General features: G+C 52.3%; 25 protein-coding genes and 3 tRNA genes. 15 read left to right on the plus strand and 13 right to left on the minus strand.

Annotation, left to right across the window (positions count from 1 at the left end; translation table 11 throughout):
* Positions 1-199: 199 nt before the first annotated feature.
* The 3 genes from ACWAU4_RS11015 to ACWAU4_RS11025 all read right to left on the minus strand — a co-directional run bounded on the left by ACWAU4_RS11015 (position 200) and on the right by ACWAU4_RS11025 (position 1904).
* A tRNA-Val gene (locus ACWAU4_RS11015) sits at positions 200-276 on the minus strand.
* Positions 277-312: 36 nt separating this feature from the next.
* A tRNA-Val gene (locus tag ACWAU4_RS11020) sits at positions 313-389 on the minus strand.
* A gap of 138 nt (positions 390-527) precedes the next feature.
* Positions 528-1904, minus strand: a complete 1377-nt coding sequence (locus ACWAU4_RS11025; RefSeq protein ID WP_045282764.1) for an MATE family efflux transporter — start codon at positions 1902-1904, stop codon at positions 528-530.
* A gap of 33 nt (positions 1905-1937) precedes the next feature.
* Here ACWAU4_RS11025 and ACWAU4_RS11030 point away from each other — a divergent pair, with 33 nt between their 5' ends.
* Positions 1938-2552, plus strand: a complete 615-nt coding sequence (locus ACWAU4_RS11030; RefSeq protein ID WP_109247778.1) for a riboflavin synthase subunit alpha — start codon at positions 1938-1940, stop codon at positions 2550-2552.
* Positions 2553-2616: 64 nt separating this feature from the next.
* Here the strand turns inward: ACWAU4_RS11030 and ACWAU4_RS11035 are convergent, their stop codons facing one another.
* Positions 2617-2817 (minus strand): CPXCG motif-containing cysteine-rich protein, encoded by a 201-nt coding sequence (locus ACWAU4_RS11035; protein WP_025009725.1) that lies wholly within the window; start codon positions 2815-2817, stop codon positions 2617-2619.
* Between the two features lie 270 nt (positions 2818-3087).
* Here ACWAU4_RS11035 and thrS point away from each other — a divergent pair, with 270 nt between their 5' ends.
* From thrS to rplT, 4 genes are all read left to right on the plus strand, one after another.
* Complete coding sequence (gene thrS / locus ACWAU4_RS11040; protein ID WP_044734468.1) at positions 3088-5016, plus strand: threonine--tRNA ligase; 1929 nt, start codon at positions 3088-3090, stop codon at positions 5014-5016.
* Positions 5017-5019: 3 nt separating this feature from the next.
* On the plus strand, positions 5020-5562 hold the full coding sequence (gene infC, locus ACWAU4_RS11045; protein WP_037436578.1) for a translation initiation factor IF-3: 543 nt from the start codon (positions 5020-5022) through the stop codon (positions 5560-5562).
* Between the two features lie 84 nt (positions 5563-5646).
* Positions 5647-5841, plus strand: coding sequence for a 50S ribosomal protein L35 (gene rpmI / locus ACWAU4_RS11050; protein WP_025009728.1), 195 nt, complete (start codon positions 5647-5649; stop codon positions 5839-5841).
* 17 nt (positions 5842-5858) lie between these two features.
* Positions 5859-6218, plus strand: a complete 360-nt coding sequence (rplT, locus tag ACWAU4_RS11055; protein WP_025009729.1) for a 50S ribosomal protein L20 — start codon at positions 5859-5861, stop codon at positions 6216-6218.
* Between the two features lie 143 nt (positions 6219-6361).
* Here the strand turns inward: rplT and trxB are convergent, their stop codons facing one another.
* Positions 6362-7315: a thioredoxin-disulfide reductase gene (gene trxB / locus ACWAU4_RS11060; RefSeq protein WP_044734469.1), complete on the minus strand. Its 954-nt coding sequence runs from the start codon at positions 7313-7315 to the stop codon at positions 6362-6364.
* Between the two features lie 142 nt (positions 7316-7457).
* Positions 7458-8573: an alanine dehydrogenase gene (ald, locus tag ACWAU4_RS11065; protein ID WP_335919559.1), complete on the minus strand. Its 1116-nt coding sequence runs from the start codon at positions 8571-8573 to the stop codon at positions 7458-7460.
* 180 nt (positions 8574-8753) lie between these two features.
* Here ald and lrp point away from each other — a divergent pair, with 180 nt between their 5' ends.
* The 7 genes from lrp to ACWAU4_RS11100 all read left to right on the plus strand — a co-directional run bounded on the left by lrp (position 8754) and on the right by ACWAU4_RS11100 (position 15849).
* Positions 8754-9257, plus strand: a complete 504-nt coding sequence (lrp, locus tag ACWAU4_RS11070; RefSeq protein ID WP_025009731.1) for a leucine-responsive transcriptional regulator Lrp — start codon at positions 8754-8756, stop codon at positions 9255-9257.
* 210 nt (positions 9258-9467) lie between these two features.
* A complete protein-coding gene (locus ACWAU4_RS11075) occupies positions 9468-12074 on the plus strand; it encodes a DNA translocase FtsK (RefSeq protein WP_208126024.1) in 2607 nt (868 codons plus the stop codon).
* 18 nt (positions 12075-12092) lie between these two features.
* Complete coding sequence (lolA, locus tag ACWAU4_RS11080; RefSeq protein WP_071238143.1) at positions 12093-12707, plus strand: outer membrane lipoprotein chaperone LolA; 615 nt, start codon at positions 12093-12095, stop codon at positions 12705-12707.
* Between the two features lie 2 nt (positions 12708-12709).
* On the plus strand, positions 12710-14041 hold the full coding sequence (locus ACWAU4_RS11085; protein WP_208126026.1) for a replication-associated recombination protein A: 1332 nt from the start codon (positions 12710-12712) through the stop codon (positions 14039-14041).
* A complete protein-coding gene (crcB, locus tag ACWAU4_RS11090) occupies positions 14034-14408 on the plus strand; it encodes a fluoride efflux transporter CrcB (protein WP_025009735.1) in 375 nt (124 codons plus the stop codon). Before ACWAU4_RS11085 ends, crcB begins: the two co-directional genes overlap by 8 nt.
* 18 nt (positions 14409-14426) lie before the next feature.
* Positions 14427-15713 carry a serine--tRNA ligase gene (gene serS / locus ACWAU4_RS11095; RefSeq protein WP_208126028.1) on the plus strand — a complete coding sequence of 429 codons (1287 nt, stop codon included), beginning with the start codon at positions 14427-14429 and terminating at the stop codon, positions 15711-15713.
* Positions 15714-15726: 13 nt separating this feature from the next.
* Complete coding sequence (locus ACWAU4_RS11100; RefSeq protein WP_025009737.1) at positions 15727-15849, plus strand: hypothetical protein; 123 nt, start codon at positions 15727-15729, stop codon at positions 15847-15849.
* A 61-nt stretch (positions 15850-15910) separates the two neighbouring features.
* Here ACWAU4_RS11100 and ACWAU4_RS11105 read toward each other — a convergent pair whose 3' ends face one another.
* The 6 genes from ACWAU4_RS11105 to punR all read right to left on the minus strand — a co-directional run bounded on the left by ACWAU4_RS11105 (position 15911) and on the right by punR (position 19036).
* Positions 15911-16249: a TusE/DsrC/DsvC family sulfur relay protein gene (locus ACWAU4_RS11105; protein ID WP_025009738.1), complete on the minus strand. Its 339-nt coding sequence runs from the start codon at positions 16247-16249 to the stop codon at positions 15911-15913.
* A complete protein-coding gene (tusB, locus tag ACWAU4_RS11110; RefSeq protein WP_208126038.1) occupies positions 16243-16524 on the minus strand; it encodes a sulfurtransferase complex subunit TusB in 282 nt (93 codons plus the stop codon). The genes ACWAU4_RS11105 and tusB overlap by 7 nt, the downstream gene beginning before the upstream one ends.
* A complete protein-coding gene (gene tusC, locus ACWAU4_RS11115; protein ID WP_028779873.1) occupies positions 16524-16880 on the minus strand; it encodes a sulfurtransferase complex subunit TusC in 357 nt (118 codons plus the stop codon). The genes tusB and tusC overlap by 1 nt, the downstream gene beginning before the upstream one ends.
* The gene (gene tusD, locus ACWAU4_RS11120) at positions 16880-17269 is read right to left on the minus strand and encodes a sulfurtransferase complex subunit TusD (RefSeq protein WP_039032967.1); all 390 of its coding nucleotides are present in this window, start codon (positions 17267-17269) and stop codon (positions 16880-16882) included. Before tusD ends, tusC begins: the two co-directional genes overlap by 1 nt.
* 58 nt (positions 17270-17327) lie before the next feature.
* Positions 17328-17987, minus strand: coding sequence for a Bax inhibitor-1/YccA family protein (locus tag ACWAU4_RS11125; protein WP_025009742.1), 660 nt, complete (start codon positions 17985-17987; stop codon positions 17328-17330).
* A gap of 146 nt (positions 17988-18133) precedes the next feature.
* Positions 18134-19036 (minus strand): DNA-binding transcriptional activator PunR, encoded by a 903-nt coding sequence (gene punR / locus ACWAU4_RS11130; RefSeq protein WP_109247772.1) that lies wholly within the window; start codon positions 19034-19036, stop codon positions 18134-18136.
* Between the two features lie 128 nt (positions 19037-19164).
* Between punR and punC the strand changes: the two genes are divergently transcribed.
* From punC to ACWAU4_RS11145, 3 genes are all read left to right on the plus strand, one after another.
* Positions 19165-20406 (plus strand): purine nucleoside transporter PunC, encoded by a 1242-nt coding sequence (gene punC, locus ACWAU4_RS11135; RefSeq protein ID WP_454290270.1) that lies wholly within the window; start codon positions 19165-19167, stop codon positions 20404-20406.
* A gap of 81 nt (positions 20407-20487) precedes the next feature.
* Positions 20488-20578, plus strand: a tRNA-Ser gene (locus ACWAU4_RS11140).
* Between the two features lie 453 nt (positions 20579-21031).
* Positions 21032-22708 (plus strand): Hsp70 family protein, encoded by a 1677-nt coding sequence (locus ACWAU4_RS11145; RefSeq protein WP_045282769.1) that lies wholly within the window; start codon positions 21032-21034, stop codon positions 22706-22708.
* Here the strand turns inward: ACWAU4_RS11145 and ACWAU4_RS11150 are convergent.
* A complete protein-coding gene (locus ACWAU4_RS11150) occupies positions 22702-25617 on the minus strand; it encodes a J domain-containing protein (protein ID WP_208126040.1) in 2916 nt (971 codons plus the stop codon). The genes ACWAU4_RS11145 and ACWAU4_RS11150 overlap by 7 nt on opposite strands.
* Positions 25618-25621 lie beyond the last annotated feature (4 nt).

The raw sequence follows: 25621 nt of genomic DNA on the forward strand, positions 1-25621 counted from the left end.
TTGTCTATGCTCCATGATTCCATGGCCGGAGAAAGTAAGCAATATGCAAAAAGTCGGGCTTGATTTACAAAAATACCATGCAGTAGAGGTGGTTACTCTCCCAGTGGGAATGAAAAGACAAGAGCAAGAGGAAACGCAAATTTGAATGGCGGGAAAGGGGAGTTTCAGGCATAAAAAAACCTGCTTGAAGCAGGTTGCTTGGTACACCCGAGTGGACTCGAACCACCGACCCCTACCATGTCAAGGTAGTGCTCTAACCAGCTGAGCTACGGGTGTATTGCATGATTTTCATTTTTGACTCTCTGAAGAGAGTGGTACACCCGAGTGGACTCGAACCACCGACCCCTACCATGTCAAGGTAGTGCTCTAACCAGCTGAGCTACGGGTGTATTGCGTTTTTCAGGCTGTCGCCCTCGAACGAGCGCTATATTAAGGGCGAGCAGCCGCCAGTTGCAAGTAAAAAAACACAAATTTTTATTGAGTGGCGAATTGCTGCACAACTTGCTGCAGCTTTGATCGCATTCGGCTTAATTCGTGCTCTCGTCAGAGATAACCGCGAACTGTTTGCCACTTTTCTGGATATATCTCAGACGGATAGCAAAGAGTATCGCGGCTACGGTCAAGCCGGCGATAAGCCCAATCCAGAATCCGTGTGCTCCCATGGCGGGTACCAGAAAATCGGTATACGCCAATACATAACCCAGGGTCATCCCCACAGCCCAATAAGCAAACAAGGTGATGAAAAAGGCGCTGCGGGTATCCTTGTAGCCACGAAGGGCACCGGCCGCAACCACTTGTACCGAATCGGACAACTGATATAGAGCAGCCATCAGCATCAGACTGCCTGCCAGAGTGACCACTTCTGGGTTGTCATTATAGAGCAGGGCAATCTCATACCTGAATACCACAGTCGCCACCGCGGTGAGCATTGCCAGAGAAAAGGCGATAGCCAATCCCACCTTGGTCACCAGTGCCGACACATTACTCTGGCCGCGGCCCAGATAATAACCGACCCGAATAGAAACGGCTATGCCGATGGAGAGTGGCAACATAAATACAATCGAGGAGAAATTCAGCGCAATTTGGTGCCCGGCCACGACAGTGGCACCGAGAGGCGCCAGTAACAAGGCGATCACCGCAAACAGACTGACTTCAAAGAACAGCGCCATGGCAATAGGCATGCCCAGCTTGGTCATCTCCATAATGGTGTGCAAATGGGGTTTGTGAAACGCTTTGAAGGGAGCCAACTCGCTAAAGCGTTTATGCCACTGCATATAGATGGCCATGGCCAGTAGCATGGCCCAAAACACCAAAGCGGTAGCGACACCACAGCCGGCGCCGCCCATGGCGGGCATGCCAAAGTGACCATTGATAAAGATATAGTTGGCCGGGATATTCACCGCCAGGCCGACAAAACCTATGATCATGGTCGGCAGCGTATAGGAGATCCCTTCGCTGCAGCCCCTGAGCACTTGGTAGAGCACAAAGGCCGGCGCCCCCCAGAGAATGCCGTCAAGATAACCTATGGTCAGGCGCTTGAGCTCGGGCTCCAGTTCCATCCAATCCAAAATATGTGGCGCAGATGCCAGAAACAGCATCACACCCAAGGCGCCGGTTATGGCAATATAGGCAGCCTGAAAGGCAAGCGGTTGAATCGCCTTTTGGTTGTTTGCACCGTGATGATGGGCAAACATGGGAGTAAATGCCAGCAATAGGCCTTGAACGAACAGAATGGCCGGTAGCCAGAGACTGGTTCCGACAGCGACGGCTGCCATGTCGACAGCACTGACTCTGCCGGCCATCAGGGTATCGATAAACCCCATCATTGTCTGGGTAAGTTGTGCAATAAGCACAGGCAAAGCCAGTTGAACTAAGCGTTTGGCCTGAAAGCCGGTGTGATTCATGAAAGCAGCCCTAACAACTAAGCGAGTGAGAAAATGTTTACAGGTATTGTTCAAGCCAAGTGTGAAATCTTGGCGATCGAGAAAAAGCCCGGGCTAAATACCCTCGAAGTCGCTCTGCCTCCCGCCTTGCGCGAGGGATTGGAAATAGGAGCGAGTGTTGCCAACAACGGTGTTTGCCTGACGGTAACCCAGCTTGCTGATGATAGGGCGTTTTTCGACGTAATGGAAGAGACTCTGGCGGTGACTAATCTGGTCGGACTAAGGGTTGGTGACAAGGTTAACATAGAGAGGTCACTCAAGTTTGGTACCGAGCTTGGGGGTCACATTCTTTCTGGCCATGTGCATACCCAGGCGCAATTGGTGCATCTGGATATCAGTGACAGCCATTACAATATGCAGCTTGAAGTGGCCGAAGAGTGGTTGAAGTACATCTTCTATAAGGGCTTTATCGGTATCAATGGTTGTAGCCTCACCGTTGGCGAGGTCAAAGGCAATCGCTTTATGCTGCATCTCATTCCTGAGACTCTCAGACTGACCAATCTAGAGGACTATCGGGAAGGGGATAGGCTGAATATCGAAATTGACAGTCAAACCCAAACGATAGTGGATACGGTCGAGCGCGTACTAGCTCAACGACACCTGGCTTAATTGTCGCCGATACACTTAATTCGCGGCCGCACTCGTCCTATATAAGCAGCCTGAAACGGGGTTTTCAGTAGAGCTGTTCGTCATCGCCATCGACGTACAGCTCTATCATGTGCCTCTGGTCATTGATGTGCATCCGCATATGGATAGGGTTGCAACATACCCGGCAATCATTATAGAACTCCTGATCGCCGCCGCTGGCGTCGAGCTCCACCTTTTGATGGTGGCCGCAATGGGGGCAGCAGATAGTTTGACTCTTGAGTTGCATGGCTTCCTCCTTTGTCCGGTAGCGCTATGCCCTTTGGACGATAGAACCTCATATCACAACACAGTTCAAGTATAGCCCCAGGCTGTGAGCAAAAGCTTGTCCCTTGAGTGTTTTTGGGTTGCGCAGGCAAGGGCTTATCCCGTAAAATTGCCAGCCTGCCCGGCGGAGACCTTAAGGCTCCTGTACTGCCTTAACCCAAGGGCTAAACACTCTTTTTAATTGATAACCAAGTGGCCCTACGTGTGGGTCACCACTGGACAAGGAATTTTCATGCCTGTAATTACACTTCCCGATGGGAGCAAACGCGAGTTTGCCAACCCAGTCTCTACACTCGATGTTGCTGCTGATATTGGTCCCGGTCTGGCGAAAGCCTGTATTGCCGGACGAGTCAACGGCGAGTTAAAAGATGCCTGTGATCTGATCGAAACAGATGCAGAACTGTCGATCATCACAGCCAAAGATGAAGAAGGGCTGGAAATCCTTCGTCACTCTTGCGCACACTTGTTGGGTCATGCGATCAAACAGCTGTGGCCTGAAACCAAGATGGCGATTGGTCCTGTTATCGATAACGGCTTCTACTATGACATCGACCTGGAACATAAACTGACCCAGGAAGATCTGGAGAAGCTGGAAAAACGCATGCTGGAACTGGCCAAGACCAACTATGACGTGGTCAAGCGTGTGGTCAGCTGGCAGGAAGCCCGTGATACTTTCGAGTCTCGCGGCGAGCCTTACAAGATGGCGATCCTGGATGAGAACATCAGCCGTGATGCCACGCCGGCGCTGTATCACCACGAAGAATACACAGATATGTGTCGCGGTCCCCATGTGCCCAACATGCGTTTCTGTCATTTCTTTAAGCTGATGAATGTTGCCGGTGCCTACTGGCGCGGTAACTCAGACAACAAGATGTTGCAGCGTATCTATGGTACTGCCTGGGCCGACAAGAAAGCGCTCAAGACTCACCTGACCCGTCTCGAAGAAGCGGCCAAGCGTGATCACCGTAAAATCGGCAAGCAGCTGGATCTGTACCACATGCAGGAAGAAGCTCCTGGTATGGTGTTCTGGCACAACGACGGCTGGAGCGTATTCCTTGAGCTTGAGCGTTTTATTCGCCAGAAGCTGAGCCAGTACGACTATCAGGAAGTGAAAGGTCCACTGATGATGGACCGCGTGTTGTGGGAACGTTCCGGTCACTGGGATAAATACGCCGAGGCGATGTTTACAACCAGCAGTGAGAACCGCGAATACGCCATCAAGCCGATGAACTGCCCCGGCCACGTACAGATTTTCAATCAGGGCCTCAAGTCCTATCGCGATCTGCCGCTGCGGATGGCCGAGTTCGGCTGTTGTCACCGTAACGAGCCTTCGGGTGCCTTGCACGGTCTGATGCGGGTTCGTGGTTTTACCCAGGACGATGCGCACGTATTCTGTACTGAAGAGCAGGTGCAATCCGAAGTCAGCAAGTGTATCAAGATGGTGTACGACACCTATTCCACTTTCGGCTTCAGCAATATCGTAGTTAAACTTTCTACCCGTCCAGAGAAGCGTATCGGTGACGATGCCATGTGGGACAGGGCAGAAGAAGCTCTGAAACAAGCGCTGCGCAGCAACGATATCGAATTTGAAATACTGCCAGGTGAAGGTGCCTTCTACGGCCCTAAAATCGAATTCACTCTGCATGACTGCCTGGATCGCGCCTGGCAGTGCGGTACAGTGCAGCTCGATTACGCCTTACCGGGACGCCTGGGCGCGACTTATGTCGCCGAAGACAACAGCCGTCAGACTCCTGTGATGATCCACCGTGCGATTTTGGGCTCTTTGGAGCGATTCCTCGGTATCCTCATCGAAGAGTTCGCGGGCCGCTTCCCAACCTGGCTGGCTCCTATGCAGGTTGTTGTTATGAACATAACAGACAAACAAGCTGATTATGTTGAAGAAGTAGTCGAATTCTTCAAGGAACAGGGCATACGCGCCTCTAAAGACTTGAGGAATGAAAAAATAGGCTTTAAAATACGCGAGCACACTTTGAGGCGGGTTCCTTATTTGCTGGTCATAGGTGATCAGGAGATGGAAAATCGGGAAGTCGCTGTGCGTACCCGAGACGGGGTGGACTTAGGCAAGATGCGAATCGATGATTTCGCCGCTAAGGTCAAGCAACAAATTTCACTCCGTAGTCTTGAATTGTTGGAGGATTAGGTCATAAAGATCAAAAAATCAGCAGGCCGTCAGGCGGCCCCGAATAGAATCAATGAAGAAATTACCGGCGTACCTGAGGTACGTTTGAATGGCGTGGATGGTGAAGCCATTGGTATCGTCAGCATCAAAGAGGCTCAGGAAGTAGCCGATGAGGCAGGTCTGGATCTGGTTGAGATCAGTCCTAATGCTGAGCCGCCTGTATGCCGTATCATGGACTACGGTAAATATCTGTTCGACAAGGCAAAAGCCCAGAAAGAACAGAAGAAGAAGCAGAAACAGATCCAGGTGAAGGAAGTTAAATTCCGCCCTGGTACTGATGAAAACGACTATCAGGTAAAACTACGCAACCTGATTCGTTTTCTGGAAGATGGAGACAAAGCGAAAGTTACGCTGCGTTTCCGCGGACGCGAAATGGCACACCAGAACCTGGGTATGGATCTTTTGAACCGTATCAAGGGCGATCTGGAAGAGTATGCGGTTGTTGAATCTTTCCCGAAAATGGAAGGTCGACAAGCCATCATGGTGCTGGCGCCCAAGAAGAAATAGCAGGGCAATCCTGAAAAGTAGCAAAGGTCTACGGGCCTTTGCTCGCCTTGCGTTTTATTAATGTCCCAATGCGGAGTTTTAGTAATGCCTAAAATGAAAACCGACAAGGGTGTAGCGAAGCGTTTTAAGAAAACCGCCAATGGTTTCAAGCGTAAGCAAGCCCATCTGCGTCACATCCTGACCAAGAAGAGCACCAAGCGTAAGCGTCATCTGCGCGCCAAGTGTTTAGTTGCCAAAGCTGACGTGCCTATGATCGCACGCCAACTGCCATACGCTTAATTAGGAGGAATTGAAAAATGCCAAGAGTTAAGCGTGGTGTAACTGCACGAGCTCGTCACAAGAAAGTTCTTAAACTTGCCAAAGGTTACTACGGTGCCCGTTCACGTACTTTCCGTGTAGCGGTACAGGCCGTAACCAAAGCAGGTCAATATGCTTACCGTGACCGTCGCCAGAAGAAACGTCAATTCCGTCAACTGTGGATTGCACGTATCAATGCGGCTTCTCGTCAGAATGGTCTTTCATACAGCCGTTTCATCAACGGTCTGAAAAAGGCGTCTATCGAAATCGATCGTAAGATTTTGGCAGACATCGCTGTATTCGACAAAGTAGTGTTTGCTACTCTGGTAGAAAAAGCGAAGGAAGCACTGGCAAACTAATCTCTCAGGAGATAAGTTGTAGTTGCTGTTAAAAAGGGACCTAAGGTCCCTTTTTTCATACCTGTGATTTGCCTATGCTTCAATGCCTCAGACAAAAAAGCCAGTCATCAATGATGACTGGCTTTTCAGTATATCGGCAGAGCTTATTTCTGGGCATCCAGGAAGCGCTCGGCATCCAGAGCCGCCATACAACCGGTTCCGGCTGAGGTGATGGCCTGACGGTAGTGCTGATCCATCACATCGCCGGCGGCGAATACGCCTTTGACACTGGTCTGGGTGGCATTGCCGTTGAGGCCGCTTTCGACCTTGATATAACCGCCATTCATCTCCAACTGGCCTTCGAAAATACCTGTGTTGGGGCTGTGGCCAATGGCGACAAACACCCCGGCCACTTCCAAATCGGAAATACTGCCGTCTTTGGTGCTCTTCATCTTGAGTCCGGTCACGCCCATGGCATCGCCGGTCACTTCATCCAATGTCTTGTCCAGGTGCAAAACTATGTTGCCGTTTTCGACTTTGTCCATCAGACGATCGATAAGAATCTTCTCAGAGCGGAAGGTATCGCGGCGATGGATCAGGTGCACTTCGGCAGCTATGTTGGAAAGATAGAGTGCTTCTTCAACAGCCGTGTTACCACCGCCGATAACGGCCACTTTCTGATTGCGATAGAAGAAACCGTCACAGGTGGCACAAGCAGATACACCACGGCCCTTGAAGGCTTCTTCAGATGGCAGACCGAGGTACTTGGCGGATGCGCCTGTGGCTATGATCAGCGCATCACAGGTGTACTCACCGTTGTCACCTTTCAAGGTGAAAGGGCGCTGTTGCAGATCCACTTCATTGATATGGTCGAAGATAATTTCGGTATCGAATTTCTCGGCATGCTTTTGCATCCGTTCCATCAGCGCAGGACCAGTCAGGCCTTCGGCATCGCCGGGCCAATTTTCGACTTCGGTCGTAGTGGTTAACTGGCCACCCTGCTGGATACCCGTGATCATCACGGGCTTGAGATTGGCGCGGGCAGCATAAACGGCTGCGGTATAGCCTGCGGGGCCTGATCCCAGGATCAAAAGATTACAATGTTTGGCTTGGCTCATTTTATTCTCCGTGCCTTGGCAAATTGCAGCGATTGTAGGTAATTTACCCCTAAGGGTAAAGCGCCAGGAATAGAATCTTCAAGATTGACTTAATCGAAAAAAAGGAGCCCAGAGGCTCCTTTAAAGCGATTAGCTAATTTGCTTACTGTAACAGTTCGCTGGCAGCGGTATAAGCCATATTGTGGGCTTCGGCGACTTCTTTACAGGTGATCTTACCGTGCATCACGTTAAGACCATTCAGCAAGTGCTTGTCAGACAAGAGCGCGTCGCGGTAACCCAGACGGGCCAGCTTGAGAATGTAGGGCAGGGTAGCGTTGTTCAGGGCAAAGGTGGAAGTACGTGCCACGGCGCCCGGCATATTGGCTACACAGTAATGCACGACATCATCGACGATATAGGTAGGATCCTGGTGAGTTGTGGCATGAGAGGTTTCCACACAGCCACCCTGATCTATGGCGACATCCACTATGGCGGCCCCAGGCTTCATCTTCCTGATGTGCTCACGGGTAACCAGCTTGGGCGCTGCCGCGCCGGGGATCAACACGCCACCTATGACCAGATCGGCCTGCAATACATGCTTTTCAATGGCATCGGCCGTCGAGTAGATAGCCTTGACCTTGGAGCCAAACTGAACATTCAAACGACGCAGCGCGTCGATGGAGCGATCAAGCACCACTACATCGGCACCCATGCCCACCGCCATTTGCGCCGCATTGGTACCTACCATGCCGCCGCCGATAATCACAACTTTAGCCGGTTCAACCCCAGGGACACCGCCGAGCAACATGCCCAGGCCGCCCATAGATTTTTCCAGCGCCATGGCACCGGCTTGGATGGACATGCGTCCGGCCACTTCTGACATGGGGGCCAGTAAAGGCAAGCCACCACGGTCATCAGTAACCGTTTCATAAGCGATACAAACAGCGCCGCTGTTGACCAGTTCTTCAGTTTGGGGCAGATCGGGGGCAAGGTGCAGATAGGTAAAGAGGAGCTGGTCATGGCGCAGCATGGCACGTTCTACGGCCTGTGGCTCTTTGACTTTGACTATCATCTCAGCCTTGGCAAAAACCTCGGCGGCCGTGTCCAAAATAGACGCCCCGGCATCGATATAGTCCTGATCGGTAAACCCAATCCCATTACCAGCATTCGTTTCGATAAAAACCTGATGACCATGCATAGTCAATTCGCGTACGCTGGAAGGTACCATACCCACGCGATACTCATGGTTTTTGATTTCCTTTGGAACACCAATTATCATTTTCGAGCCTCAATATACTAAAAAACCCACTTTTAATGGGCATAATTGTTATTTTATAGTGACCTGAACGTGATCAATTCAGGAAAGTCTAGTATAGTATTGCCCGGGCAGATTATGCTGCTAAACTTCCGACATACGCAAAATTAAATGTTGTTTTAGTGATAAAACAAGGTTAAAAATATGGTAAATAATAAAAAGAGTCCTGTAAAAGACTTGGATCGTATCGATCGTAACATTCTTAATGAACTGCAAATTGACGGTCGCATTTCCAACGTTGAGCTTTCCAAACGTGTTGGTTTGAGTCCAACTCCCTGCCTTGAACGCGTCAAGCGTCTCGAAAAACAAGGTTACATTAACGGCTATACCGCACTGGTTAACCCGCACTTTTTGGGCGCATCCTTGTTGGTATTTGTCGAGATCACCCTCAACCGGGACACTCCGGAAGTCTTCGATAAGTTTAATCGCGCCGTGCAGCTTTTGGATGATATTCAGGAGTGCCACCTGGTATCGGGCGATTTCGATTATCTGCTGAAGACACGGGTATCCGATATGTCTGCCTATCGTAAATTGCTGGGCGAAACCTTGCTGAAGCTGCCTTCAGTGTCCGACACCCGTACCTACGTGGTGATGGAAGAGGTGAAGCAGACCAGCAAAGTGGCCATCAGTATTTCTGCTGAAGCCTAAACCTCGATTGTTAACGAGGGTAAAAGGGAGCCACAATGGCTCCTTTTTTGATCTCGGTTGTTTACTTTTTATCCCAGGCGGCGAGGCAGCATAAAAAAATGCCGCTATCCACTTGCTTTTAGAGGCTTTCGAAGGCTTATTCGCTGCACATTCAGGTTGATTCTGGTATCTTAAATCCATCTGTTTTTCGTTTGCTTATGGAAATCGCATTTGTCTCAGGGAAATAGCGTCAGAACCCTCAGCGGCCTGCAACGTCTGCTGGAAGGGGGGCTTATTCTGTGCTGCATGGTCGCCATCTATATATTGTTGGCGCTTGGCAGCTTTCATCCCGGTGATCCGGGCTGGAGTCAGTCTAACTATCAAGGGGAGATCGAAAATGTCACCGGTGCCGTAGGTGCCTGGCTGGCCGATGTCCTGTTCTATTTCTTTGGCTATACCGCCTATCTTATTCCGATCATCATTGCCGGAACCGGTTGGTTGATCTTCAGGCGTGCCCACAGACTGCTGGAAGTGGATTACTTCTCGGTCGGCTTGCGCCTGATTGGCTTTCTATTGATGGTGCTGAGCCTTGCTGCCTTGGCCAGTATGAATGCCGGCGATATCTATGAATTTTCGGCCGGTGGTGTGGCCGGGGATGTAATAGCTCAGGCGATGCTGCCTTACTTCAACCAGTTGGGCACCACACTGCTGCTGCTTTGCTTTGTCGGCGCGGGTTTTACCCTGCTGACGGGAATAAGCTGGCTTACTATAGTCGAGCTCACCGGCTTGGCAACTATCTGGTGTTTTCGCAAGCTCAAGCAGTTGCCTGCACGTCTGTCAGGCCCGAAAGAAACCGAAGATACCCGCGGTTTTATGTCGGTAGTGGACAAGTTCCGTCGCGAGCGCGATGAAGTTGAACCGGAAGAAGTGCTCGAGGAGGATGACGATGAAGAGGTTATTGAAGCCCCCGTTAAGAAACCCGGGCTGCTGAGTCGTTTCCGTAAAAAGGATAAGCAAGTTCAAGAGAGTGAAGCGGCGATTGCCGATGACAAAGTCGACATAGAGCCTAAGCGTCAGGGCAGGGTAGAGCCGGTGCTTTCTGCAGGTGTTGCCGGAAGTGCGACTGCCAAGGCTGCGGGCATTTCTTCGGACAATGCCGAAGACACGCCACCTTGGCAAGATGAAGCAGAAGGAAGCGAGACTATCGACTTTGATAAGCGGGTCTCAACCGGTGCCATCAGCCATAAAGAGCGGCAATTGAAGGCCCAGAAGGCCAGAGTCGAAAACGGCATTATCATTTTGCCCGGTGAAGAGGGAGCTGCAAAGGAGAGTAAGCAACCCATGGATCCTTTGCCGAGTATCTCACTACTGGATGTGCCCAACCGCAAGAAAAACCCTATCAGTGAAGAAGAGCTGGATCAGGTAGCGCGTTTGGTGGAAAGCAAACTTGCAGACTTCAACATTACCGCGCAAGTGGTTGGTGTCTATCCAGGTCCTGTGATTACCCGCTTTGAGCTGGACTTGGCCCCTGGGGTCAAGGCTTCAAAAATCTCTAACCTATCCAAAGATTTGGCGCGTTCGCTGCTGGCTGAAAGCGTGCGGGTGGTTGAGGTTATTCCGGGTAAGGCCTATGTGGGGCTGGAACTGCCCAACAAGTTCCGCGAAACCGTATTCATGCGTGATGTGCTCGATTGTCAGGCGTTCAAGGACAGTAAATCCAATCTCACCATGGTGCTGGGACAAGACATTGCCGGCGATCCGGTCGTGGTGGATTTGGCCAAGATGCCGCACCTTTTGGTTGCAGGTACCACAGGCTCGGGTAAGTCGGTTGGGGTCAACGTGATGATCACCAGTCTGCTGTATAAGTCCGGCCCTGAAGATGTGCGCTTTATTATGATAGATCCCAAGATGCTGGAGCTTTCTGTCTATGAAGGTATTCCGCACCTCTTGTGTGAAGTGGTCACGGATATGAAAGAGGCCGCCAATGCGCTACGCTGGTGTGTTGGCGAGATGGAGCGGCGTTACAAACTGATGTCGGCGCTCGGGGTACGTAACCTCAAGGGCTTCAACGCCAAAATCGCCGAGGCCAAGGCTGCCGGCGAGCCGATTTACGATCCTATGTGGAAGTCCAATGAAAGCATGGAAGATACGGCACCTGAGCTCGACAAGTTGCCCTCGATCGTCGTTGTCGTGGACGAATTTGCCGACATGATGATGATAGTCGGCAAGAAGGTGGAAGAGCTGATTGCCCGTATCGCCCAGAAAGCCCGCGCCGCCGGTATTCACCTTATTCTGGCAACCCAGCGCCCGTCTGTGGATGTGATAACAGGCCTTATCAAGGCCAACATCCCCACTCGAATCGCTTTCCAGGTTTCTTCCCGTATCGACTCGCGCACCATTTTGGATCAGCAGGGCGCCGAAACCTTGCTGGGGATGGGTGATATGCTCTATCTGCCCCCGGGTACCGGCGTGCCTAACCGAGTTCACGGCGCCTTTGTGGACGATCACGAAGTGCATGCCGTGGTTGCCGATTGGCATGCCCGCGGTAAGCCTCAGTATATTGATGAAATACTGCAGGGTGCCAGCGACGGCGAGCAGGTGTTACTGCCCGGTGAAGCACCTGAAGGCGGCGATGATGAGCTGGATGCGCTCTACGATGAAGCCGTTGCTTTTGTTACCGAAACCCGCCGCGGCTCTATCTCCAGTGTGCAGCGCAAGTTCAAGATAGGCTATAACCGCGCCGCCCGCATCATAGAGCAGATGGAGCTTCAAGGGGTTGTTAGTGCCCAGGGGCATAATGGTAACCGCGAAGTATTGGCTCCACCACCGCCAAGATAAGACAGATTTGAGGTATAGATGAATAAAAGCATTATGTTTCTTGCTCTGGCCGTCAGCCTACCTGTAATGGCCGATGATGCCGGTGTGCTCAGAGAAAAGCTGGATGCCATCGCCGGCTTGAAAGCCGACTTCCAACAGCAAGTCACAGATATCAATGGCAAGCTTATTCAGCAAGGCAGTGGCGAGCTCGCCTTGGCGCAGCCGAATCAGTTTTACTGGCATCTGCAGCAGCCGGATGAATCTGTGATTGTCGCAGATGGCAAAGACGTTTGGATTTATAACCCGTTCGCCGAGGAAGTGAGCGTACTGGCGCTGGAAAATGCCATTGCCGCTTCGCCCATGACGCTTTTGGTGCGCCGCGACGAGGCCAGTTGGGCTCGCTATAACATCACTCTGGATAAAGAGTGTTTCCAGATAGCACCCAAAACAGAAGAGGCCGGAGTACAACAGGTCAGCGTCTGTTTCAACGATGACACTTTGACCCGACTGGCACTGAAAGACACTCAGGGTAATTTCAGTCAGTTCAACCTGAGCGAGCAACAGCCGCTGACAGATAGCGACAAGAGATTGTTCCAATTTGAGGTTCCCGAAGGCGTTTCCATTGACGATCAGCGCCCGGGGCAGGAAGGTTAACCTTGTCCAGCCTGAGCTTTGATTTTGCCCCCGACTTTCGGCCCCTGGCTGCAAGAATGCGTCCGGCGACGCTGGAGCAATATGTCGGTCAGCAGCATCTGTTGGGACCTGGGCAACCGCTGAGACTGGCATTGGAGGCCGGCAAGGCCCATTCCATGATGTTCTGGGGGCCGCCGGGTACCGGCAAGACTACGCTGGCAGAGCTGGTTGCTCATTATGCCAACGCCCATGTGGAGCGAATATCTGCGGTCACATCCGGGGTGAAAGAGATCCGCTCGGCGATAGAACACGCCAAAAACGTGGCGCAATCGCGCGGCCAGCGCACCTTGCTGTTTGTCGATGAGGTACACAGATTCAACAAGAGCCAGCAGGATGCCTTTCTGCCTTTTATTGAAGATGGCACAGTAATTTTTATCGGCGCCACCACAGAAAACCCTTCGTTTGAAATCAATAACGCTTTGCTCTCCAGAGTGCGGGTATATCTGATTAAGCGTCTCGATGAAGCCGAGATTGCTACCATAGTGACCCAGGCGCTTGCTGATGAAGAGCGTGGCCTAGGCAAACGCCGGTTGCAGATGCCACCTGAGCTGATGGCCAAGTTGGCGACTCTCGCCGATGGCGATGCCCGCAAGGTTCTCAACCTGGTAGAGCTGATGAGTGACATGCTGCCGGATGGCGGTAGTTTTACCGAAGCCATGCTGGTGCAGGTGGCCGGTGAGCAGTTGGCGGGGTTCGATAAGAATGGCGATCAGTACTACGACCTGATCTCAGCCGTGCACAAATCGATTCGCGGCTCGGCGCCGGATGCGGCGCTCTATTGGTTTTGTCGCATGCTGGAAGGGGGCTGCGATCCTCTGTATGTCGCAAGACGCCTGCTGGCGATAGCTTCTGAAGATGTGGGGAATGCCGATCCTACCGCGATGACCGTTGCTCTCAACGCTTGGGACTGTTTCCACCGGGTCGGCCCGGCAGAGGGCGAGCGCGCCATAGCGCAGGCGATTGTTTATCTGGCCTCGGCGCCCAAGAGCAATGCGGTGTATACAGCCTTTAAAGCGGCCAGACAACTGGCTCGGGAAACCGGCCAGCAGCCTGTGCCCATGCACTTGAGAAACGCGCCGACCGAGCTGATGAAATCCATTGGTGCCGGAGAAGGCTATCGTTATGCTCATGATGAGGCCAATGCCTACGCTGCCGGCGAATGTTATTTCCCCGAAGCCTTGGCCGAGAGTCGTTTTTATTATCCGACCGAGCGGGGGTTTGAGAAACGGATCCGCGATAAGTTGGCGCAGCTGAGCCAACTCGACAGCCAAAGTGAGAACAAAAGGTATGATTAATCTGACTGTTGTCGCCCTTGGTGGTGCAACCGGCGCAGTTTTGCGCTACCTGATATCGATATTTGTGCTCCAGCTATTTGGCAGTGGTTTTCCTTTTGGTACACTGGCTGTTAATGTACTTGGCTCATTTCTGATGGGGATGATATATGCACTGGGGGAACTCAGTCATATCAGCCCTGAGATCAAGGCGCTGGTCGGTGTCGGATTTCTTGGTGCACTGACAACCTTCTCAACTTTCTCAAATGAAACCTTACTGCTGATACAGGGAGGTGAGTTGCTAAAGGCATTTCTGAATGTGGCGTTGAACCTGGGACTGTGCCTGGCCATGGTTTACCTGGGACAACAGCTGATTTTTTCACGTGTATAACTGATAAGACAAGTAGACATGTTAGATCCAAAATATCTGCGTAATGAACTCGCAACAACTGCGGAGCGTTTGGCGACCCGCGGTTTTATCCTCGATGTAGACAGGCTGACCAAGCTGGAAGAAAAGCGCAAGTCGCTGCAGGTGGAAACCGAAGAGCTGCAGGCCAGTCGCAATGCCATCTCCAAGTCCATAGGTCAAGCCAAGTCCCGCGGTGAGGACGTTGCCCCTATCATGGCGCAGGTAGGTGATCTCGGCAGCCAGTTGGACAGCAAAAAACAAGAGCTGAGTGCACTGCTTCAAGAGCTGGACGCTATTGCCATGAGCATTCCCAACTTGCCGGATGAATCTGCTCCCGTGGGCGCAGACGAAAACGACAACGTGGAAATCCGCCGCTGGGGCACGCCAAGAGAGTTTGACTTTCCGGTAAGAGATCATGTGGATCTCGGTGAACTGCTCAAAGGACTGGATTTCAAGAGTGCTGTTAAGGTAACAGGTTCGCGCTTTATCTTTATGCAGGGCCAAATTGCCCGTATGCACCGCGCTCTGGCGCAGTTCATGCTGGATTTGCATACCCAGGAGCACGGCTACACGGAATGCTATGTGCCTTTACTGGTCAACGAAGCCAGCCTCAAGGGCACAGGCCAACTGCCCAAGTTTGGTGAAGACCTGTTTCACACCAAACCGGCCACAGAGGAAGGTCAGGGGCTTAGCCTGATCCCAACTGCAGAAGTGCCGCTGACCAACCTGGCCCGCGATACCATACTGGATGAAGCCGAGCTGCCAATCAAGTTGACTGCTCACACACCATGCTTCCGCAGTGAAGCTGGCTCTTACGGTAAAGATACCCGCGGCCTTATCCGCCAACACCAGTTTGACAAGGTCGAAATGGTGCAGTTGGTGAAGCCGCAGGATTCTGAAGCTGCATTGGAAGAGTTGGTTGGTCACGCCGAAAACGTACTGAAGAAGCTGGGGCTGCCGCACAGAACTATCGTCCTGTGTACCGGTGATATGGGCTTTGGTGCCGCCAAGACCTACGACGTTGAAGTCTGGGTTCCGGCTCAAAAAACCTATCGTGAGATCTCTTCCTGCTCCAACGTGCGTGACTTCCAGGCGCGGCGCATGCAGGCCCGTTATCGCGCCAAAGACGACAACAAGCCCAAGCTTATCCACACTCTGAATGGCTCAGGACTGGCGGTTGGTCGTACTCTGGTAGCCATTTTGGAAAACTACCAAAATGCCGATGGCAGTGTCACAGTACCTGAAGCCTTGCGCAGCTATATGGGTGGCATTGAAAAAATAGGTTGATGGGTGAGGTCATATGGATAAAGGTCAGCGCTACCTGCGCTGGCTTGCCTACGTGGCCGTCATCGCAGTTTTTTCTGCCCTGTTTTTAGCCACGCTCGGCAAGGCAGCCATGCTGGTATATGAGAATTTAAAATAGTTATGCAAATAGTAAGAAGCCCCGAGAACCGGGGCTTTTTTGTGTGCAGAATCGAGTCGCTTTAAATACACTTGGCCGGTTTGGGCAGCCCGGCAATCTTGGTTGCCTGCTTGGCCGGCCCCATCGGGAACAGAGTGTAGAGGTACTTGGAGTTACCTTTCTCCGGCCCCAGTGCCTGGCCGATTGCCTTAACCAAAACCCGAATAGCCGGGCTGGTCTTGTATTCAAGATAAAAGTTCCGCACAAAGTTAACCACTTCCCAGTGGGCATCGGTCAGCTCTATCTCTTCGCCTGCGGCGATGACAGGCGCCAGCTCGGGCGTCCAATCGGAAACCTGCTTCAAGTACCCTTGAGGATCGGTCGCTATCTGCTTGTCATTGAATTGAATGAAATCTACCACGAAATAACCTTTGTATGAGCCAATGTCAGCGCTACCTGCGCCGGATAATCCAACTGTTCATAATTACCAAGAAAGTCCTCGAGCCCGCGGGCTTTGACGTCATCGGCCACCAGCACCACTTTAAAAGGGGACAGTGCCATGGCCCATTGACGTTTCAGCAGGGCGCTTACTGCATCGCCGGCCAGCAGAAACACGTCTGTCTTGCCGGCATATCTCAGTGCGCAGGACAGCGCAGTGTCGCGCGCTGCCGATGTTTGTATTTGGTGTAATATCATCAGAAAACCATAACCTCATCGGCATCCAGCAGGGCCTGGCGGATCTGCTCGTTATCACAAATGGTGGCAGGAATAACCAGTTCGGTGCGGCCAAGTCCCAGCTCCTGCAGCGATTGTTTACAGACCAGTACAGTGTCTATGTCATAGAGGGGCAGCGCACCCAAGGTGGCGATATAATCCTTGCAGCCGATAAGCTCAGGTTGCTGTTGCTTCAGCAGCGTAAGCACGCCTTCATCGGTAAATATCAGGCTCACCTCTTGCTCGAAACTGGCGCTCAGCAGCGCCAGATCCAGGCCTTCGCGGCCGGAAGCCGACCCATGCGGTGCTCGGCGAAAGATAATGGCTAATTTCTTCATTAAAAACTCACCAGACGATCACTCTTTTCAAGCCCGGTGACCAACTCGCCAAGCCCCCCCATGGTAAATCCAGCGGCGAGATTGGCACTCGCTTTGGCGTTATCCTTGGCATCCTGTGCTGAAAGCACACCGCGGCGTAGGGCGGCAGAGACGCAATTCACCAGATTAAGCTGCCACTCCTTTGCCAGCTGCTGCCAGGCGGCAGTTAAGTCCAATTCGTCAGATGCCGGCGCGCATAGCGCATTGGACTGGCTCACCCCATCCTGATAGAAGAATACGCAGTGAACCTCATGGCCTGCTTGCAGGGCAGCCCGGGTATACTTGAGTGCATGGAAGCCGGCCGCAGGGCCGTAGACACTGCCATTCACCATAATAATAAGTTTGCTCATACCAAAAAAAATGACCCTGAATTAGGGCCATTTTAACCTATTTTCCGTCCCGTGGGGATCAGTCATCACCACCGGCACCCATCAGGTGCAGCAGGCTGATAAACAGGTTGAGAAAATCCAGGTACAAGGCAATGGTGGCGCGAATATAGTTGGTCTCACCACCATTGACGATGCGGCTGGTGTCAAACAGGATAAAGCCTGTCATCAACAGGGCGATACCTGCGTTTACCGCCATGAATACCGCGCCGTTACCGACAAAGATATTGATCACCGCAGCGGCTATGACGACCACCAGACCGGCAATCAAAAAACCACGCATAAAGGAAAAATCTTTCTTGGTGGTCACGGCATAGGCCGACAGGGCAACGAAGATGGCAGATGTCAGACCAAAGGCCTGAATAATCAGCTCTGGGCCGTTACTCATACCGGCGTAATGATTGAGGATATAACCCAGAGACGCGCCTTCCATACCGGTAAAGGCAAATACCCAAAAGATCCCGGCGGCAGATTCCGCTTTTCTCAGGGTGACGAACAGCAACACCAAGCCACCGATGGAAAGTCCCAGTGACATCATGGGGCCGATACCCATCGCCATGGCGATGGCGGCACATACGGCTGAAAACCCTATGGTCATTGCCAGCAGCATGTAGGTGTTTCTGAGCATTTTGTTCACTTCCATAGTGGAAGTTTGGCTCGAATAAAGGGTTTGCTGAGTCATTTGCTTCTCCGAAGGTTTACTGACATAGCCCGGGTTGGCGGCCCGGCTAGTTTCCATGTTAGAGCAGTTTAAACCGTATATGGTTCCGCTGCAGGTTTCCTGTTATAGATTGTGCCATTAAACACTGAATCTTTTATGAATTAAAGTCAGGCGAGCCACTCTCTGTGCAGTTTTTCGGTATCGCCCAGATAATCCAGTACCCATTTGAGCGCCGGCGACATCTTGTTGGCATTCCACGCCAGGCAGCAGGAGCTTGCAGCCAGAGGAGTGGCCAGCTGCTTTTCCACCAGGGCACCGGTGCGAATAAAGGGGCTGGCCAGGTGTACCGGCATATAACCTATCCCCAAGCCTTCACGGAAGCAGTTGATGGCGCGGATCCAATCCGGCACCACCAAGCGGCGCTGATTGTCCAGTAACCAGGTGTGGCGCTTGGGGATCTCTCTTGAAGTATCGTCCAGGCAAATAGAAGGAAAGGGCCTGAGCTCTTCATCTTCCAGTGGCCGGTCGATAGCGGCCAAAGGGTGGGACTTGCTCACCAGAAATGCCCACTCGATATCGCCCATGTCTCTGTGATGGTAGGCGCCGCCGACCGGGATGGCAGTGGTGGCGCCAATGGCAACATCGCTGCGACCGGTAGACAAGGCCTCCCAGACACCGTTGAACACCTCAATGCGGATGATCAGCTCCACATCGGTGAAGTGACGATAGAAGTCGGCAATCAGCACACTGATCCTGTCTGCCCTGACGATATTGTCCAAAGCGATGGATAACGTCGGCTGCCAACCATTGGCTACCCGCTGGGTTTCCCGTTTCAGGTCGTCCAGTTGCTTGAGCATAATCCTGGCTTCCTTGACAAAGTGAGCCCCGGCCGGCGTCAAACTGACGCTGCGGTGATGACGCTCAAACAGCACGACTCCCAGTTCTTCTTCAATCTGCTTAATGGCATAACTCACGGCGGATGGCACCTTGTGCAACTTGTTGGCTGCGGCGGTGAAACTGCCAAGGTGAGAAACAATATCGATAAGTTGCAACGATTGTTCAGAAAGCATGGCGATTCCTTGCTGTGAGATTATTTGAAAGCTTAGGTCAAAAATAAACGTTTCACCTCGATTGAGCAAGGCTTTAGACTGCTCCGGCATTCATATTACTTTTGTCTTAAGTTGTAATCAGGTTGTATATGACTCTTAAATATTTCATGTTTTTATGCTATCTCGCGCTCCTGAGCATGTTGGCTTTCATCGCGACCGACATGTATCTCCCAGCATTCAAAGCAATTGAAGGCTCGCTTGGCGCCAGCTCATCTCAGGTGGCCATGTCCTTGACCTCTTTCCTGGCCGGATTGGCCTTGGGGCAACTGCTTTACGGCCCTCTGGTGCAGCGTTTCGGTAAACGTAATTCACTGCTCGGTGGTTTGGCACTGTTTTCCCTGGCGACAGTCAGTATAGGTTTCAGTGACAATATCATCATGCTCAACTGTGCCCGTTTCTTTCAGGCGATTGGCGTTTGCAGTGCTGCCGTCATTTGGCAGGCTTTGGTGGTAGAGCAGTATGATGCCAAAGATTCGCAGCGTATCTTCTCCAACATCATGCCCTTGGTGGCCTTGTCACCGGCCTTGGCGCCTATTCTCGGCGCCAAGGTGCTTAAGTATATGGGCTGGGAAGCGATTTTTTTCATTTTGGCGGCGACGGCAACGGCATTGATGGCGCTGACTATGGTGTTGGTGAAGCCGGCAAATGAAGGCGCTTCCAAAGCTGAAGAAAAAGTGGCCTACAAGACCTTTTTCAACAACACAGGTTATTTGGGCAATGTGCTCATCTATGGTGCTTGCTCAGGCGCTTTCTTTGCCTATCTGACACTCTGGCCGATAGTGATGGAACAGCACGGTTATGAGGCAGATGCCATAGGTTTAAGCTTTATTCCGCAAACCATCATGTTTATTGTCGGTGGCTATGCCAGTAAGTTGCTTATCCGCAGGGTAGGCAGTGAGATGACGCTTAAACTGTTGCTGGCCCTGTTTGGTTTGTGTGTGTTGGCGATTGCTTTGGCGACTTTGGTATTCAAGGCGCAAACCATCTATCCATTGCTTATTGCATTTTCTGTGCTGGCCGCGGCCAATGGTGCCATTTATCCGATAGTGGTTAACAGTGCGCTGCAACATTTCAGTCAGTGCGCCTCCAAAGCGGCTGGGCTGCAAAACTTTTTACAGATAACTTTGGCATTCGGAGCATCAAGCCTGGTTGCTGTGTGGGCCACGGCCGGGGAAACCGCTATTGCCTGGGGGATCCTGGGTTGTAGTGTGCTGGTATTTGCCGGCTATAAACTGCGTCAGTTTGCCGGCTGGTCGCAGGTGAGGGCAGGTTTTACCAAGCCGGATCCTGCTCGTTTGGCGCTACATGCAGAAGAAACGCCCAAAGACTGAGTGCAGATTGAGCAAATAGATAAGGCCATGACATTTTCTGCTTTACAGTCTCATATCCTCGCTATAGTATTTGCAGCGTTCGGAGGGGTGGCAGAGTGGTTGAATGCACCGGTCTTGAAAACCGGCATGGGTTTATAGCCCATCCAGGGTTCAAATCCCTGCTCCTCCGCCATATTCAGAGAAGCCCGCCTGTGAAAACAGGCGGGCTTTTTCGTATCTTAGTTTTGATATTGCTATTAGCCTGGTATAGGCGGTTAGAGGATGGTGGGTTTATCGCGCCGTTATGCAGGATGCAGATTCCTGCTCCTTTGCCATATTCAAAGAGAACAGCTTTTGTAAACTGGCCGGTCTTTTCATGTCGGATCTCCATATCTATCCAAGTTGGTCGTATTCATAAGACCGTTAGGCTTATCGCAGTTCTCAGCCTTATATCTTGGTTTTCCCACAAAGAACTCTATGGTATTACCCTGGTTGTCTGCATCTGGGACAGGTGGATAAATAATCCTTCGACTTTGTTGGTTTTTCAGTATTTAACTTGTTGCTTTGTCGAACTTTAGGCATAGTGTGGGCGCTGGAAATTCCCCCCGGCGAAGATGGATAAGCAGGAAAAGGAAGGAGTTAGGTGATGGATAAGCCTGAAGTACCCGCAATCGGCATAGATTTGGGCACCACCAACAGCGCCATTGCGCTTTGGCGCGATGGTAAGGTGCAGATGATCCCCAATGCCCTGGGAGAGGATTTAACCCCGTCGGTCGTCAGTATTGATGAGGATATGCACCTATTGGTTGGTCGTCCGGCCGCCGAACGTTTAATGACTCATCCACGTAATACTGCCGCCATATTCAAACGTTTTTTGGGTAGTGAGAAACGCTATCGCCTCGGTGGTCAGGAGTTCAGCTCCACTGAGCTTTGCGCCATCATACTCAGTACCCTCAAGGCCGATGCTGAAGCCTATCTTGGGCACGCCATTAAGCAAGTGGTGATTTCTGTGCCAGCTTACTTCAATGATCAGCAGCGCAAACAAGTGCATACGGCTGCGGAGCTGGCCGAGCTGGAAGCGGTACGCCTTATCAATGAACCCACTGCTGCCGCCATGGCTTACAGCTTACACGAGTCCCATAGCCGACGTTTCCTGGTGTTTGATATAGGTGGTGGTACCTTCGATGTCACCATTGTCGAGTTTCAGGATGGCATCATAGAAGTTCGCGCTTCGGCCGGTGATAACCGTCTCGGTGGTGAAGACTTCACTCAAGACCTGCTCGATGGCGTGTTGCAAAAGCTACAGCTGGAGCGTGAAAGCCAATCTCTCAAGTACCTCAGTCAGCTCTATTACGCCTGTGAAAATGCCAAGCGTTACAGTAATGGCCAGGGAACCCGGGTCTGTTTGAGCGGCGAGCAGAATATCAACCTCGAGTTCGACGGCCATGAGCTGGAAAAGATTTGGCAACAGACGCTGAACCGGCTGCGAAAACCGCTGAGCCAGGCACTTGCCGACGCCAGATTACAGCCTGAAGAGATAGATGAACTCATTTTGGTGGGTGGTGCCAGCCGTCAGCATCATGTAAAGCAGGTCGCTACCAGGTTACTGGGCCGCTTTGGCCGCCAGGAGCTGGATCCCGATCGGGTGGTGGCCATAGGCGCTGCCATTCAGGCCGCCTGTCGTTTGCGCGATGAAGCGGTAGAGGAGCTGATCCTCACCGATGTTTGTCCCTTCAGCCTGGGGATCCGGGTAGAGAGCAATGGCCAGTCCGGGGTGTTCAGTCCTATCATAGAACGCAACACTGTGGTGCCGGTATCGCTGGAGCAACGCTATTACGCCGGTCATGAAGAGCAAAGCCAGGTGTGTATCGCCATCTATCAGGGAGAGAGCCTTTGGGTTGCCAATAATCTGCACATTGACGATCTCGATATCGATATTCCAACCGGACAAGGGTTGCAGTCGGTGGATGTCAGATTCAGCTACGATATCAACGGCATGCTTGAAGTGGATGTCACCATCACCAGCACAGGAGAGGTACACCAGAAAGTGATAGATCGCAGCCCGACCGGGGTATCGGAAGACGATAGACAAGCCAGCAGGCAAAGGCTTGCCAGATTGAAAGTGCATCCCCGCGAGCAATTACCCAACCTCAACCTGACGGAAAAGCTACATCGCATGTATGAGGAATGCCTGGGAGGCGAGCGGCGTCAGATAGAACACTGGTTGCTGAGTTTTGAACAGGCTCTGGCCTCCCAGGATGAACACTATATTCGTGATATGCGCCAGGCAATTCAAAATGCACTGGCGCACTGGGATCAATAAACAATTTCCTCCAGGGTAATTCTTCTGGGTTCTTTAAAACTCTTCGGCCAGCCGTGACGCATTGAAGACGCGGCTTGTGTGCCTGAGGCAGCCAGCAGGTGGCCGAGAAGCAGTGGCAGCGCCCACCAGAAGCTGTTACCCACCAAGGCCAACACTATGGCAAAGGTGCTCCACACCCCATAGTTGCGGGCGCCTTTAGATGTCTGGCGGGTACTGCAGATCCTGAATACCATAAACAGGTTAAAGGCCAGGAACACCAAGAGTTTTCCTTTATGAGCCTCGAGTTGCTGCACTATGGACATAGGGTCGAGCAGTGAGGCTGCGCTGTCGGGATAGATGGGGAATACGAAAAAGCCGTGCAGTGCCACCAGTAGTGCCCAGACAAAAAGGCGCTTGCCGCTGTGCAGATTAAAGCGTTGCGGCGATTTCTCTCGGTCGTCACTGATGACCTGGTTGAGCTTATCTTCCAGCAGTTGGCACAATAGCTTGGCGGTGTTTTGTCTGTCACCGGCAAGTTTGGGTTGCGACTTGTGAAAGTCCTCTACCAAGGTGCCATTAAACCCTGCACGTGAGATGTCATTGGCCAGCAAGGCTATGCAGTAACAGGCCGGATAGACATAGTCTTTGGCTTCTTTTTTCGCCGCACAGGCATCAATGGCTTCCGGATGGATGCCCCGTTCCCAATCATCATTCAGCAGACCATAGGCCAGGGTATTGTCGTCGTAATAATACTCTTCGAAATTGATATTTTGCTCTTTCAGCTGTCCCTGAAGCTTCTCCAGTTGTGGCGTGGTGACATAGCGCCAGCTATTACTGGCGTTGGGGTGATATCTCAGTGCCGCCCAGAGTATCAGGGTATTGTGTATATCGTCAGTGGTTTCAACCCTGCGATTGATCAAGGCACCGAGTGCCGTCAGTTGCTCGGCATCAATCTGTTGCCAGAGCTCTTCATCGCTTAAGCTTGATTGCGCCAAGCGCTCAACCTGGTTGCGCAGCTCTATGCAAAACACAAACTGCTTGGGCCAACGCATGACGGCTTCGGCAATCAGCGGCGAGATGCTTTGCGGATCCGCACACATCTGCCAAGCCAAGGCAAAGGGAGTGTCCTTGATTGGCTGCGGCAACTGCGTCAGTGAAAGTGCCTGACGCATCGCCAAGCGATGGCTGATTTTGCTCCATGGCAATGAATAGTAGAACTCTGCCCACTCCAGGGCGATATCCGCTTGAGAACTTTGCTCCTTGGCGGCTTGCTCGCCGTTTTCAGCGTCCGATGAATGCTCAAATGCCGACAGCAATGGCTGACGTACCCCCTCACGCTGCCAGATCAGCATGCCAAACAGACTGGGATCTTCCGTCAGCAGTGACAGCCATTCTTCAGCTTCGGCTCTTTGACACAAGGCCTGCAGCCAGCTATCCGGCAGCAGGGGATGGCGCTGGCCAACTTGCAGCCATTCCTCGGGCGTGGGTTGGCTGAAGGCCTGGGCATCGGGCGCAGGCATAGTAAACCAGTTGGGCTGGCCATAACCTGCCGCCAGCGCTTCAAACACGGCATGCTTGGGTCTATTGGCGAGGATCTCTGTTGCAATGTCGCAAAGTAATTCGCCGAGATAATGCCAACCGGCTTCCACGCGATCGCAAGCCGGCAATTGAGCGAACTGTTCAATCTGTTGCCAACTGCCCAGCTGACATGCCCAGAACAATCTCGCCAACGCGCCTTCATAACCGGGCAAGGACTTCAGCGGCAATATGGTGTGGGGCATAGCGCCTTCGTTGAATACAGTCTTGTACAGCAGTTGCTCGATGAAATCCGCCTCTTGGGGTTCATCAAACCAGCACTCTTCAAAGGCGGCCGATATTCGCCAGTTCCCGCCTTGCTGACAGGCCAATGCCTTAAACCAAAGTGCCAAACGCGGCGTGCTCGGCAGATACCATTTTTCCAGATGTTCGGCCAATAGCTGAGGCAGCTCGGCTTGCTTGAGCTCATCGGCGAGTTTGAGTGCTAAGGATTCCTTACCGCAGCGGCGGCTGATCTCGGCCAGCAGCACCAAATCTTCGCCCCAGAGTTCGCCTTGCTGCAACACAAAGTCACATAACTCAAGCAACTGTTCCACGGGCCAATTCAGGTTTAACGCCCTGATAACCCTGAGTTGGACAATCGCAAGCGCAGGGTGCAGCACGCCGCAGACATGACCGCTAAAGAACAACATGCGGATCTGTGGGAAATCACAGTCAAGCAGTGCATTTTGCAATGGTTGGTAATAGCTTTGGATGGCGATTTGAGTCGCATTATCCTGCGTCGCCAACCAGTCCAGCGGCGCAGGGCTCGGCCGCGAAATCCACCAATCGAAAAAAGCCGCTCTTTGTTGCTGCGCCTTATCGCCCCGCTCAAGTGAGCTCCACTCCAGTGCATGCCACAAATGACTGATAATTTGTCCGGGCAGCCAGCGCCAATTGAGTATCTCCGCCTGAACCCACTGCGACAGCTGGGCTTGGCAGGAAAGAGAGCTTTGGCCGACACGCTCGGCCCACTGATTCCAGTGTTCATTGTCAAAGCGCAGGCGCTCATTGCCCAACATGCTCATCAGCTGCTGGAACAGACTCTCCGGGGTTCCAACCTGGGCTTTGGCAGCTGTTTGCTGGGCCCGGTAGCTGTAATCTTGCGGCTTAGACTCCTGTTGCGGCAATGGTTGTGCTTTGGCCGCTGCGGGCGAGGGCGTATTCAGCTCCAGCGGTTTGGGCTGGGTTGCCGGGTGGGCCGCAGCCAAGGCTTGTTCGTAGGCGCTGCGCAGTGCTCTGAAGCCTTCCGGGTTATCCTCTGGGTGACAGTCGCGGAGCTGGGTGCGGTAAGCCTGCTTGATGGCTGCTTCATCTTGGGTGGCGGTGATACCGAGTATTTGCCAGATATCCATGGCG

It is taken from the genome of Shewanella sp. FeAMO, from assembly GCF_053653955.1.

Coding starts and splice junctions, on each gene's coding strand:
- thrS (WP_044734468.1), top strand. CDS start 3,088: ATGCCTGTAATTACACTTCCCGATGGGAGCAAACGCGAGTTTGCCAAC.
- ACWAU4_RS11125 (WP_025009742.1), bottom strand. CDS start 17,987: ATGACTCAGCAAACCCTTTATTCGAGCCAAACTTCCACTATGGAAGTG.
- ACWAU4_RS11030 (WP_109247778.1), top strand. CDS start 1,938: ATGTTTACAGGTATTGTTCAAGCCAAGTGTGAAATCTTGGCGATCGAG.
- tusC (WP_028779873.1), bottom strand. CDS start 16,880: ATGAAGAAATTAGCCATTATCTTTCGCCGAGCACCGCATGGGTCGGCT.
- ACWAU4_RS11150 (WP_208126040.1), bottom strand. CDS start 25,617: ATGGATATCTGGCAAATACTCGGTATCACCGCCACCCAAGATGAAGCA.
- ACWAU4_RS11145 (WP_045282769.1), top strand. CDS start 21,032: ATGGATAAGCCTGAAGTACCCGCAATCGGCATAGATTTGGGCACCACC.
- tusD (WP_039032967.1), bottom strand. CDS start 17,269: ATGAGCAAACTTATTATTATGGTGAATGGCAGTGTCTACGGCCCTGCG.
- ald (WP_335919559.1), bottom strand. CDS start 8,573: ATGATAATTGGTGTTCCAAAGGAAATCAAAAACCATGAGTATCGCGTG.
- tusB (WP_208126038.1), bottom strand. CDS start 16,524: ATGATATTACACCAAATACAAACATCGGCAGCGCGCGACACTGCGCTG.
- crcB (WP_025009735.1), top strand. CDS start 14,034: ATGATTAATCTGACTGTTGTCGCCCTTGGTGGTGCAACCGGCGCAGTT.
- rpmI (WP_025009728.1), top strand. CDS start 5,647: ATGCCTAAAATGAAAACCGACAAGGGTGTAGCGAAGCGTTTTAAGAAA.
- punC (WP_454290270.1), top strand. CDS start 19,165: ATGACTCTTAAATATTTCATGTTTTTATGCTATCTCGCGCTCCTGAGC.
- ACWAU4_RS11025 (WP_045282764.1), bottom strand. CDS start 1,904: ATGAATCACACCGGCTTTCAGGCCAAACGCTTAGTTCAACTGGCTTTG.
- lrp (WP_025009731.1), top strand. CDS start 8,754: ATGGTAAATAATAAAAAGAGTCCTGTAAAAGACTTGGATCGTATCGAT.
- ACWAU4_RS11035 (WP_025009725.1), bottom strand. CDS start 2,817: ATGCAACTCAAGAGTCAAACTATCTGCTGCCCCCATTGCGGCCACCAT.
- serS (WP_208126028.1), top strand. CDS start 14,427: ATGTTAGATCCAAAATATCTGCGTAATGAACTCGCAACAACTGCGGAG.
- ACWAU4_RS11100 (WP_025009737.1), top strand. CDS start 15,727: ATGGATAAAGGTCAGCGCTACCTGCGCTGGCTTGCCTACGTGGCCGTC.
- trxB (WP_044734469.1), bottom strand. CDS start 7,315: ATGAGCCAAGCCAAACATTGTAATCTTTTGATCCTGGGATCAGGCCCC.
- punR (WP_109247772.1), bottom strand. CDS start 19,036: ATGCTTTCTGAACAATCGTTGCAACTTATCGATATTGTTTCTCACCTT.
- rplT (WP_025009729.1), top strand. CDS start 5,859: ATGCCAAGAGTTAAGCGTGGTGTAACTGCACGAGCTCGTCACAAGAAA.
- lolA (WP_071238143.1), top strand. CDS start 12,093: ATGAATAAAAGCATTATGTTTCTTGCTCTGGCCGTCAGCCTACCTGTA.